At 73.1% G+C, this 10,903-nt stretch carries 10 protein-coding genes; 6 read left to right on the forward strand and 4 right to left on the reverse strand.

The window, feature by feature from the left end:
• Positions 1-789: 789 nt before the first annotated feature.
• Together CCN44_RS24190 and CCN44_RS24195 are read left to right on the forward strand one after the other, a co-directional pair.
• Positions 790-1,665 (forward strand): helix-turn-helix domain-containing protein, encoded by an 876-nt coding sequence (locus CCN44_RS24190; RefSeq protein ID WP_059254703.1) that lies wholly within the window; start codon positions 790-792, stop codon positions 1,663-1,665.
• Between the two features lie 61 nt (positions 1,666-1,726).
• Entirely contained in the window at positions 1,727-2,542 is an 816-nt protein-coding gene (locus CCN44_RS24195) for an SAM-dependent methyltransferase (RefSeq protein WP_059246919.1), read from the forward strand.
• Positions 2,543-3,056: 514 nt separating this feature from the next.
• Here CCN44_RS24195 and CCN44_RS24200 read toward each other — a convergent pair.
• From CCN44_RS24200 to CCN44_RS24210, 3 genes are all read right to left on the reverse strand, one after another.
• On the reverse strand, positions 3,057-4,133 hold the full coding sequence (locus CCN44_RS24200) for a glycerophosphodiester phosphodiesterase family protein (protein WP_086699489.1): 1,077 nt from the start codon (positions 4,131-4,133) through the stop codon (positions 3,057-3,059).
• Positions 4,134-4,163: 30 nt separating this feature from the next.
• Positions 4,164-4,922 carry an NPP1 family protein gene (locus CCN44_RS24205; RefSeq protein WP_086699492.1) on the reverse strand — a complete coding sequence of 253 codons (759 nt, stop codon included), beginning with the start codon at positions 4,920-4,922 and terminating at the stop codon, positions 4,164-4,166.
• Positions 4,923-5,131: 209 nt separating this feature from the next.
• The gene (locus CCN44_RS24210) at positions 5,132-6,277 is read right to left on the reverse strand and encodes a PP2C family protein-serine/threonine phosphatase (RefSeq protein WP_086699495.1); all 1,146 of its coding nucleotides are present in this window, start codon (positions 6,275-6,277) and stop codon (positions 5,132-5,134) included.
• A 289-nt stretch (positions 6,278-6,566) separates the two neighbouring features.
• On the opposite strand from CCN44_RS24210, the gene CCN44_RS24215 reads away from it, so the two are divergent.
• The 4 genes from CCN44_RS24215 to CCN44_RS24230 all read left to right on the forward strand — a co-directional run bounded on the left by CCN44_RS24215 (position 6,567) and on the right by CCN44_RS24230 (position 9,913).
• A complete protein-coding gene (locus CCN44_RS24215) occupies positions 6,567-8,120 on the forward strand; it encodes an APC family permease (protein WP_086699498.1) in 1,554 nt (517 codons plus the stop codon).
• 103 nt (positions 8,121-8,223) lie between these two features.
• A complete protein-coding gene (locus CCN44_RS24220; RefSeq protein WP_059246924.1) occupies positions 8,224-8,910 on the forward strand; it encodes a nucleotidyltransferase family protein in 687 nt (228 codons plus the stop codon).
• A complete protein-coding gene (locus tag CCN44_RS24225) occupies positions 8,907-9,185 on the forward strand; it encodes a BON domain-containing protein (RefSeq protein ID WP_059246925.1) in 279 nt (92 codons plus the stop codon). Before CCN44_RS24220 ends, CCN44_RS24225 begins: the two co-directional genes overlap by 4 nt.
• Positions 9,182-9,913 carry a metallophosphoesterase family protein gene (locus CCN44_RS24230; RefSeq protein WP_059246926.1) on the forward strand — a complete coding sequence of 244 codons (732 nt, stop codon included), beginning with the start codon at positions 9,182-9,184 and terminating at the stop codon, positions 9,911-9,913. Before CCN44_RS24225 ends, CCN44_RS24230 begins: the two co-directional genes overlap by 4 nt.
• Positions 9,914-9,935: 22 nt before the next feature.
• On the opposite strand, the gene CCN44_RS24235 is transcribed toward CCN44_RS24230, so the two are convergent.
• On the reverse strand, positions 9,936-10,903 hold a 968-nt coding region (locus tag CCN44_RS24235; RefSeq protein WP_086699501.1), incomplete at its 5' end, for an MFS transporter.

The raw sequence follows: 10,903 nt of genomic DNA on the forward strand, positions 1-10,903 counted from the left end.
GGGGTGACGTGGTGCATGGCTGTCCTTCGGACGAGTGGGGGATGGTCCGGGGGCGGTGAGGTCGGTGGGTCGGGCGGCGGCCTCTCGCCCCGCCGCCGCGGAAGCGGGCCGGGCCCGTGCCGGTGTGCCTCAGCGGGCGGGGGCCGCCGGTGTCACGGCGGGCGGTGCCCACGGTCGCGGGCAACGCGGGCCGGACGGAGGCGCGTCCGGCGGGCCGTGAGGCGGTCGGCGGAGCGGGGAGCGGGACCCCGGAGGCGAGCCGGTCGGAGCCGTGGGGCCCAGGGAGTCGACCGGGGCGCTCGCCTCCGGGTGGTCGGGGACGCCGGTCGGGACCGGCAGCGGGTGCGGCACCGCCGTCAGGACCGACTCCCTCTGCGCCGAGGGGCGTCGGTCCGGTCCGGAGGGAGGGAGCGGTCGTGCAGCGGTCGGGTGAGGGAGGGCGGAGCCATGCCGTGCGCCTTTCGTCCGGACTCGCGGGTGGGGCCGCGGGCATCGGGCCGGCCGCTCGGACAGCAGACGTCGCACCGCCTGACCGGAGGCCGTACACCCCCGACACAAGGCCGTGCAGGCGGCCCGTCTCCCCCGAGCCGGCCGCGCCGCCCGCTCCGTGGGTCGGCCGGAGCAGTGCGTCCACTCTGGCACCTGCCAACCACGCTCCGCAACCGGCAAGTTGAAATTTTCAACTGGCAAAGTGCATGCTGCATCCGCCAGAACGTGATCGAATGGGCGAGGGCACCACTCGCGTGCGAGGGTGACTTCCGGGACCTGGGACCTGACGAGGGGGTGGGCGTGACCGCGGAGACCGACTGGGGCGGCGTGCCCTCCGTGCTGCGCATGATCCTCGGGCGACAACTGGAGGAACTGCGCACCCGGGCCGGCCTCAGCTACGCCGAGGCGGGCGCCGCCATCGGGGTCAGCCACTCCACGATCCGGCGCATGGAAGCCGCCAAGGTGGCCCGGCTGCGGCTCACGGACGCCGAGAAACTCCTCCAGGTCTACGGCGTCACCGACCAGCGGGAGATCGACACTTTCCTCCAGTCCGTCCGCGAGGCCAACAAGCGCGGCTGGTGGCACACGTACCGCGACGTCATGCCCGACTGGTTCGCCGCCTACCTCAGCCTGGAGCAGGCGGCCCTGCACATCCGCGCCTACGAGAACCAGTTCGTGCACGAGCTGCTGCAGACCGAGGACTACGCGCGCGCCCTGCTCACCTCGGCCGGCCCGCACGCCCCCGCCGAGGCCACCGAGCGCCGTGTCGCCCTGCGCATGCGCCGCCAGGAACTGCTGGCCAGACCGGCGCCGCCGCGGCTGTGGGTGGTGATGGACGAGACCGTGCTGCGCTGGCCGGTCGGCGGCCCGGAGGTGATGCGCGCGCAGCTCGACCACCTCATCGAGGTCAACCGGCTGCCCCAGGTCACCGTGCAGATCATGCCGTTCGCCAACGGGCCGCACCCCGCCCTGCGGGCCGGTGCCTTCCACCTCTTCCGGTTCCGGGCCCGCGAACTGCCCGACATCGCCTACCTCAACAGCCTCGTCGGGGCCGTCTACCTCGACAAGGCGGAGGAGGTCGTGGTCTACCGGGAGGCCCTGGACCGGCTCAGCGCCCAGGCCGCGCCCGCCCGGAGGACCGAGGCCCTGCTCGGCACGCTGCGCAAGGAGTTGTGACCCGCATCCGCACCCTCTGACGCGAGCCCCCCGACCCCTCGACCGAATGGGAGACACGGCGTTGCCCGACAACGGATGGCCGGCCGACCGGATCGACACCGAGAACGCCCACTCCGCCCGCATCTACGACTACATACTCGGCGGCAAGGACTACTACCCCGCCGACAAGGAGGCGGGCGACGCGATGTCCCGGGAGTGGCCCGCGCTCCCGGTGCACATGCGCGCCAACCGCGACTTCATGAACCGTGCCGTGCGCTGGCTCGCCGAGGAGGCGGGCATGCGCCAGTTCCTCGACGTCGGCACCGGCATCCCCACCTCGCCCAACCTGCACGAGATCGCCCAGGCCGTGGCCCCCGAGTCCCGGGTCGTCTACGTCGACAACGACCCGATCGTGCTCACTCTCTCCCAGGGCCTGCTGGCCAGCGCCCCCGAGGGCCGCACCGCGTACATCGAGGCCGACTTCCGTGATCCGGCGGCCATCCTCGACGCCCCCGAGCTGCGCGAGACCCTGGACCTGAACCGGCCCGTCGCGCTCACGGTCATCGCGATCGTCCACTTCATGCTGGACGCCGACGACGCGGTCGGCGTCGTCCGCCGGCTGCTGGAGCCGCTGCCCTCCGGCAGCTACCTGGCGATGTCCATCGGCACCGCCGAGTTCGCGCCCGAGGAGGTGGGGCGGGTCGCCCGCGAGTACGCGGCCCGCAACATGCCGATGCGGCTGCGCACGCTGGACGAGGCCCACGAGTTCTTCACCGGCCTGGACCTGGTCGAGCCCGGCATCGTCCAGGTGCACAAGTGGCATCCCGACGGCAGCGGCGAGCAGGGCATCCGGGACGAGGACATCGCGATGTACGGCGCGGTCGCCCGCAAGCCGTGACAGACCCGGGGCCGGGGTCCGACCCACCTCCCGGACCCCGGCCCCGTTCCCGCCGCACGACGGCCGGAGCAGGGCCGGCCGGCCGCTCCCGCTCCACCATGACCATGACGAGGCGCGCACCGCGGCCGGCGACGGCAGGGCCGTGGGGAACCGGCGCGAAGGGGTCCCCGACGCGATTTCCGCGCAATCGCGATGCGATGCCGACGCGCTCTCGACGCGGGACGAGGAGCCGGGCGCCCGGACGGCCTCGGACCAGCTCGCCCGGCCGGAGGGCGGGGGGAGGGCGGACCGGAATGACCGGAACAGGCGGGTCGGAAGCGGAACCGGGGCGCCTGAATCGCGGTCTTAGACACCGCCGACGGCCGGATCGGACCGGTCGTGAGGCAACCGGGGGAACGACCGCCGGCCGCCGTCCGGAAGCACGCCGATCCGGAGCCGGCCGGCCGACCCTAGGTCCCCGGACGTGGGTCCCGCCCCGCCCCATTCGAGGCGGGGCCCACGCCCGCCGCACCGGTCAGCCGCGGCCGTGCGGACGGTACGACCGCGGCAGCGGCATGCCGCGGTCCGCCATGATCCGCCGTACCCGGTCGGGGTGGTCGGTGATGATCCCGTCGACCCCCAGGTCCATCAGCGCCTCCACGGTCGCCGGGTCGTCGCAGGTCCACGGCACCACCCTGAGCCCCCGGGCGTGCGCCGCGGCGACCATCGCCGCGTCGGAGTAGAACCGGAACCCCGGGTCGCCGACCTTGCCGCTCTGCGGGAAACCGTAGTTGGGGGAGAGGGTGGTGACCCCGGGCAGGGTCGCGGCGGCCCGGACGAAGTCCCCGCCGTAGTCGTCCGCGTCGATCCCGCCCAGCCACGGGGACGCACCGTCCTTGCCGACCTGAAGGAAGTCGTAGTTGGTCAGTGCCACCAGCGGCCACTTCGGCGCCAGCCGGTGCATCACCCGGAGCGCGCCCCAGTCGAAGGACTGGACGGTGACCTGGCGCTCGATGCCCGAGCGGTGGATCTCCTCGTACACCCGGCGGACGAACACCTCGCGCGGCGCGGTCTGCTCGGGGGCGCCCGCCTCCACCTTGGTCTCCACGTTCAGCCTCACGCCCCGGGCGCGGTAGCGCTTCACCAGGTCCAGCACGTCCCTCAGCTCCACCATCCGGAAGCCCTTGACGACCTCCTGCTCGGGGAAGCCGGGCAGCTGCCGGTAGCCGCAGTCGAGCGTCCTGATCTGCGCGAGCGTCAGGTCCTTGACGTACTTGCCGACGTACGGGTACATCGGGTCGCCGGGGGTGAGCGGACCGGTGTCGCGGCACTTGACGCCGCTGACCTGCCGGTCGTGGGTGACGACCACCCGCAGGTCCCTGGTGACCTGGGTGTCCAGCTCCAGCGTGGACACCCCGAGCCGCATGGCCTTGCCGAAGCCCTCCAGGGACCCCTCGGTCGTCATGCCGAGGCCGCCGCGGTGCGCCTGGAGGTCGAAGCGGGCCTTCGCGGGGCCGCCCGGCGCCGCCTGCGCGGTCACGGGGGACAGCAGCGCCGGCAGCAGCGCCAGGCCGGCGAGCAGGTGTCGTACGGTCGGGCGTCGTAGGGGCATCGGGAACCTCCCGGGTCGAGGCGGGCGTCGTCAGGCGTGGGGATCGAAGGGGATGCCCGACGGCATCGAGCGGGCCAGCGCGTATCCGAAGTCGCCGTCCTTGATCTTGATGGTGGCCGCCCCGAAGCCGGCGCCGAGCAGCTTCTCGCGGTAGCCCGCCGGATAGCCGTTCCAGCCGACCAGCCGCGGATAGAACCAGCCGCCGGTCGCGTTCTCCGGCGGCTCGTCGCCCGCGCCCGCGAACCGGAAGCAGTGCGTGGAGGCGCCGTCCTTGTGGTAGACGATCTTCGGGTGCGTGCCGTCGAAGCGGACCGCGGAGCGGGCCGCCACCTGGTAGCCGGAGTGCTGGGACACCGAGACGTACTGCACCGTGTCGTCCTTGACCCACACCACGACGTGCTCCCAGTCGTGGGTGTGTCCGATGGCCGCGGGCCCGAGGGTGGCCTGGTCCTTCTCGAAGTAGCTGGCGTACATCACCGCGCACCAGCCGTTGTTGCACTTCTCGCGCGAGTAGGTGTTGGCGTTGGCGAGCTGCGCGGAGTCGTGGCAGTGCCCGTTGACGTCGCCGCCCAGCTTCAGACCGGGGTTGACCGTGCCGTCGCTGCCGATGGCGGCGGTGGCGTAGCAGCCGTCACCGTCGTAGTCGTAGGCGGGCGAGAAGGTCTGCTCCAGGCCGTCGGCGTTCTGCGGCAGTAACCGCAGGACACTGGCGTCGGCGGTGCCGGGCCCGGTGAGGACGAGGGCGAGCGCGCCGAGGGCGGCGGCGAGCGTGGAGGTCACGTGACGCACGGGGGCTCCCTTTTTGTCGAGGCGCCGCAGATTCTCGCAACGCCCCGGCGGGCCGGGCCACCCTCCGAACTGAACATTGCCGCAAAGGGAGTTGAACGTGGGCACGGGCGCGGCCCGGGTGCCTGCGGGCGTACCGCTGTCCGCCGGAGGGCGGGCGTTCGCCCTGGTCCGGCGCTCCGCACGCGGGCCGGCCGGCACCCGCCGGACGCTCAGCCGTGCCGGGCCGGGTCGCCGCGTCCGTGGTGCCGGCGGCGTTCGACGGCGGTGCGCTGCACGGCGATCAGCGCGGCGTCGTCACCGAGCCGGCCGCCGGCGTGGGCGAGCAGATCGCGCCGCAGGTGGTGCATCAGCGCCTCGGGGCTGTCCTCGGTCCAGCGCGCCACCCGCTCGGCGAGCGGATAGAACCGGCCACGCTCGTCCCGGGCCTCCACGACCCCGTCCGTGTAGAGCAGCAGCGTGTCACCCGGCTCGAAGGAGAACACGTCCAGGGTGTGCTCGGCCCCGCCGTGCACCCCGAGCGGCGGCGACGGGTGCAGGCTCGGCACCGTCACGGCGTGCCCCGGGCTCAGCAGCAGCGGCGGCGGATGACCGCAGCTGGTCATCCGGGTGACCGGGTCGCGGTCCGGGATCTCCACGAGCAGCGCGGTGGCGAACCGCTCACCCTCCTCGCCCGGGGTCTCCAGGTCGGCCGCGTGGCGGGTGACGCTCTGGTCCAGCCTGCTCGCCAGCTCGGCCAGCGGGATGCGCCGGTGGGCGCTCTCCCGGAAGGAGCCGAGGAGCAGCGCCGCCTCGCCGATGGCCGGCAGCCCCTTGCCGCGCACGTCCCCGATCAGGAGGCGTACGGCGCCGTCGCTCAGGGTCGCCGCGTACAGGTCGCCGCCGATCTGTGCCTCGTCCTCCGCGGCCAGGTACAGCGAGGCGATCCGCAGCGGGCCGATCTGCTCGGGCAGCGGCCACATCAGGACGTGCTGCGCGGCCTCGGCGACGGTGCGGACCTGGGCCAGCTGCGCCTGCCGGCGCTCGCGCAGGGCGCTGTAGAGGACGGTGAGCACCACGAGGACGGCGAGGGTGATGATCTGCACGATGTGGTTGGTGGTGCCGACCCCGCCGCGGTGGACGCCGATGAGGATCTGGGCGGCCACCGCGAGCGCCCCGATGGCCGCCGTGGCCCGGGGGCCGGCGAAGGAGGGGGTGAGCGCGGGCGCGATCACCAGGGTCGGCCCCAGGTGGATGTGCCAGGGCAGCCGCAGGTCCACCACCGTGATGACCACGATCAGCGCGATCGGGAGCACCAGCAGCGCGCGGACCGACTGCCACGGCCGCCGCGGGCCCGTGCGCCCGAGCCGGGGAGCCATGCCTACCAGCGTGCTCCCGGGCAGGTCGACCGGCCACTCGCCGCCGGGGGAGGCCGGAGGGTGAAAGTGGCGCACGCCACACGGGAAGAATTGGAATCGGGCATTCCGGGTGCCTCTTCGATTCCCGAACAGCGGACGCCGCTCGCGTTGCCTTCATTCGAGGGATCGGTTAGCGTCATCCTCCGTTCAAATACCGGCTGGTCTGTCTGTGGGGCCTGTGAATGCAAGGCTCCTGCCGGGTTTTCTGAGGTGACCTCAACCGAAATCGCAGCATTTAACGTCCTGTGGCATGACACAGACGGCGATGCGGCCGGAGGCCCACGACACGGCGACAACCGGCGACGGAGTGCGGGGCAAGGGCCTCGGCGGCAATTCCATCGGCCTGCTGGGCAGCGCGGTCATCGGCGTCTCCACCGTGGCCCCGGTCTACTGCCTCACCTCGACGCTCGGCTCCACGGCCGGCGAGGTGGGCCTGCAGATGCCCGCCGTGTTCCTCGCCGGCTTCCTGCCGATGCTCCTGGTCGCCTTCGCCTACCGGGAGCTCAACAAGGCCGTCCCCGACTGCGGCACCTCCTTCACCTGGACCGTGAAGGCGTTCGGCCCGCACGTCGGCTGGATGTGCGGCTGGGGCCTGGTCATCGCCACCGTGATCGTGCTGTCCAACCTCGCCGGGGTCGCCACCTCCTACTTCTGGCTGCTGGCCGGCGAGATCACCGGCAGCGGCGCGGTCGCGGACCTCGACGGCAACAAGGCCGTGCACATCCTCACCTGTCTGGCGCTGATCGCGGGCGCCACCGCGATCAGCTACCGCGGCATGACCACCACGAAGGGCGTGCAGTACGCGCTGGTCGGACTCCAGCTCGTGGTGCTCGCCCTCTTCGTCGTCCTGGCCCTGCACAAGGCCCGCACCGGCGCCTTCCCCGGGCACGCCGACTTCTCCTGGTCCTGGCTGAACCCGTTCGCGGTGCAGTCCTTCGCCTCCTTCAGCGCCGGACTCTCCCTGTCGATCTTCATGTACTGGGGCTGGGACGCCTGTCTGACCGCCAACGAGGAGACCGTCGGCAGCGAGAAGACCCCGGGCCGGGCCGCCCTGATCGCCATGGTCGTCCTGGTCGGCTCCTACCTCACCACCGGCGTCGCCGCCCAGCTCGCCGTCGGCTCCGGCACCAGCGGTCTGGGCCTGGCCAATCCGGACACCTCCGACAACGTCTTCGCCGCCCTCGCCGGCCCGGTCATGGGCCACGCGCTCGGCATCCTGCTCTTCGCCGCCGTCCTCGCCTCGGCCGCCGCCAGCCTCCAGACCACGTTCATCCCGGTCGCCCGCACGGTCCTCGCCATGTCGGCGTACCAGGCTCTGCCCGCCTCCTACGCCCGCGTCCACGAGCGGTTCCGCACCCCCGGCCGGGCCACCGTCACCGCCGGAGTGGCCACCGGCGTCTTCTACGCGGTCATGTCCCTCCTCAGCGAGCACGTGCTGGTCGACACCATCTACGCCCTCGGCCTGATGATCTGCTTCTACTACGCGCTCACCGCGTTCGCCTGCGCCTGGTACTTCCGCCGCGACCTCACCCGCTCCGCCCGCGACGCCCTCTTCAAGGGCCTCTTCCCGGTCCTCGGCGGTCTCCTGCTCGCCGCCGTGTTCGGCAAGACGCTGTACGACATGTGGAACCCGGCCTACGGCAGCGGCTCCGCCGTCCTCGGGGTCGGCTCGGTCTTCGTCATCGGCGTCGGCCTGCTGCTCCTCGGCCTGGTGATCATGCTGGTGATGCGGCGCCGCAGCCCCGCCTTCTTCCAGGGCCGGGTCCTCACCGCCGGCACCACGGCCCTCGTCGTGGAGGACTGAACCTCTCCGGCCGCACCGTGTCACCGGCGGCGCGCCGGGTACCCGTACCACCCCCGGGGCCGACCCGGCCGCCGGGGGTGACTGGGTGCCGAATGGAGAGGTCATGACGCACAACGGGGAGGACACCGCTCCCCTCCGGCGACCGGAGGTCACCGAACTCCGCCTTGCCTCGGACGGACCGGAGCCGCAGCTTCAGACCGCGCCGGAGCCGTCGGAGCTGCCGCACGACCGCAGCCAGGCGATCCTGGAGGCCGCCAAGCAGATCGGCGCGCTCCTCAAACGCGCCGGCCACCCCTTCGCGCTGGCCGGCAGCGTGGCCGTCTACGCCCACGGCGGCAGCCGCTACCTCCAGCACGACGCCGACTTCGCGATCCTGCCCGACGACGCCGAGGCGGTGGCCGCCACCCTGCGCGAGGCCGGTCTCGAGGTACGGGTACCGCCGGAGGACTGGCTGCTGAAGACCACCTGCCACGGGCAGAACGTCGACATCATCTTCGCGCTGGCGCACCAGCCCGTCACCCGGGCCATGCTCGACCGGGCGCACATCCTGCCGGTCGACTCGGTGCTCATGCCCGTGCTCTGCCCGACCGACCTGATCCACAGCCTGATCAGCGCCTTCTCCGAGCACTACTGCGACTTCGGATCGGTGCTGCCGGTGGCGCGCGCGGTCCGCGAGAAGGTCGACTGGGACGCGGTCCGCAGGGCCTGCGGGGACCAGCCGATGCCCGCCGCCTTCCTCTTCCTCCTCGAACGGCTGCACGTGATCGACGCCCAGGAGGGGCAGCCATGACCGACACGAGCCCGCCGCCCCCGCAGGCGGCAGGGAACCTGGACTACCGCGTCGCCCACCTCGCCGAGCACCTCGCCTCCGGAGACCTCGCGGAACTCGGCGTACGGCTCGAACTGCGCGGCGACGCCGTCCTGCTCACCGGCACCGTGCCGTCCACCCAGTGCCGGGACGACATCCTGCGCATGGCGCGCGAGGAACTGGCGGGGCACCCGGTCCACAGCGACCTGCTCGTCGCCGGGACCTCCTCGCCCGACCACGGGGAGGACCTGACATGATCCGCGTCGCGGCCGTCGGGGACATCCACATGGGCCCCGAGAGCCAGGGCACGCTGCGGCCCTCCTTCGAGACCCTGCCCGGGTGCGCCGACGTCCTGCTGCTCGCCGGCGACCTCACCCGGCACGGCACACCGGAGGAGGCCGCGATCGTCGCCCGGGAGATCAAGGACCTCGGGGTGCCCGTCGTCGCCGTACTCGGCAACCACGACCACCACGACGAGCGTCCCGAGGAGGTCACCGCGATCCTCCGGGACGCCGGCGCGCACGTCCTCGAGGGGCAGGCCGTCGTCGTCGGCGCCGACGGCGCCCGGATCGGGGTCGCCGGGACCAAGGGCTTCGGCGGCGGCTTCGTCGGCCGCTGCGCCGGCGAGTTCGGCGAACCCCTCATGAAGGAGTTCGTCCGCTACACCCGCCGGTGCGCCGACGGGCTGCACGGCGCCCTGAAGAACCTGGACGAGCGGGACTGCGACGTACGGATCGCACTGACGCACTTCTCGCCCGTGCCGGACACCCTGGCCGGGGAGCCACTGGAGATCTACCCGTTCCTCGGCAGCTACCTGCTCGCGGAGGCGATCGACACCGGCGGCGCCGACCTCGCGGTGCACGGCCATGCCCACGCCGGCACCGAGCACGGCATGACCAGCGGGGGCGTCCGCGTGCGCAATGTGGCCCAGCCGGTGATCGGGCAGGCGTTCCACGTGTACCACCTGCCCGGCCGGCACGGCTGACCCCAGGCGGGGCCCGGGTCGGTCAGGCGGCCGTCTCCAGGGCCTCCCGGCCGGTCATGTCGCCGTCCTTCGCGCGCACCGTCAGCGACACCGGTCCGCCGTGGCGGCGCACCAGCAGGCCCGCGCCGACCGACCCGGCGATCAGCAGTCCGCCGGCCACCAGGGCGCCGCGCGCCCCGGCCCACTCCATCAGCAGGCCGAGCAGCGGCGGCCCGCCGAGGCTCCACACCGTGCCGATGGTGCTCCACACCCCGAGCACCCGGCCGCGCAGGTGCGGCGGCGGATCGGTCTGCAGCACGGCCGTCCCCGCGGTGTCGGAGACGGACTCCACGATCGCCATCGGCAGGACCAGCACCAGCAGCACGGCCAGCGACGGCGACAGACCCGCCACCACCTGGAGCAGCGCGCCCGCGGCCGCGAGCAGACCCACGGTCCGCACGGACGGCCTGCGCAGCCGGGCGCCGAGGACCGCGCCGAGGATGCCGCCGACGGCCAGCACCGTGGAGACCGTGCCGAACGCCCCGGCGCCGCCGGCCAGCGGCCCGGTGACGAGGACGGCGAGCGTCAGGCCGTAGTTGCGGCCGAAGACGGAGCTGAGGCCGGTGATGCCCGCGAGCGCGACCAGACGGGGCCTGCGCACGAAGAAGGACAGGCCCTCCCGTACGGTCATCTGCGCCTGCGCCGGAGCCCTGCCCGGCCCGGTCGCGGGCTCCTCGGCGGCTCCGGGAGCCGGCCGCAGGAACGGCACCACCGCGGCGACGAAGAGGAACGACAGCCCGTTGGCGGCGTACGCGGCGGACGTGCCGAGGAAGCCGACGGTCACCCCGGCCAGGGCGGTGCCGGCCAGCCGGCCCGCGCTGTGCACCAGCGCGCCCACACCGATCGCGGACGGCACGTCCGCCACCGGCACGAGATCATTGCCGAGCAGGGCGCAGGCCGGCCCGTCGACGGTGGCGATGATGCCGGTGACGGCGGCCAGCACCAGCAGGG

The organism is Streptomyces tricolor, assembly GCF_002155905.1.
GTDB classification, from domain to species: Bacteria; Actinomycetota; Actinomycetes; order Streptomycetales; family Streptomycetaceae; genus Streptomyces; species Streptomyces tricolor.

Coding starts and splice junctions, on each gene's coding strand:
- CCN44_RS24200 (WP_086699489.1), bottom strand. CDS start 4,133: ATGCCCCTACGACGCCCGACCGTACGACACCTGCTCGCCGGCCTGGCG.
- CCN44_RS24210 (WP_086699495.1), bottom strand. CDS start 6,277: ATGGCTCCCCGGCTCGGGCGCACGGGCCCGCGGCGGCCGTGGCAGTCG.
- CCN44_RS24215 (WP_086699498.1), top strand. CDS start 6,567: ATGACACAGACGGCGATGCGGCCGGAGGCCCACGACACGGCGACAACC.
- CCN44_RS24220 (WP_059246924.1), top strand. CDS start 8,224: ATGACGCACAACGGGGAGGACACCGCTCCCCTCCGGCGACCGGAGGTC.
- CCN44_RS24225 (WP_059246925.1), top strand. CDS start 8,907: ATGACCGACACGAGCCCGCCGCCCCCGCAGGCGGCAGGGAACCTGGAC.
- CCN44_RS24230 (WP_059246926.1), top strand. CDS start 9,182: ATGATCCGCGTCGCGGCCGTCGGGGACATCCACATGGGCCCCGAGAGC.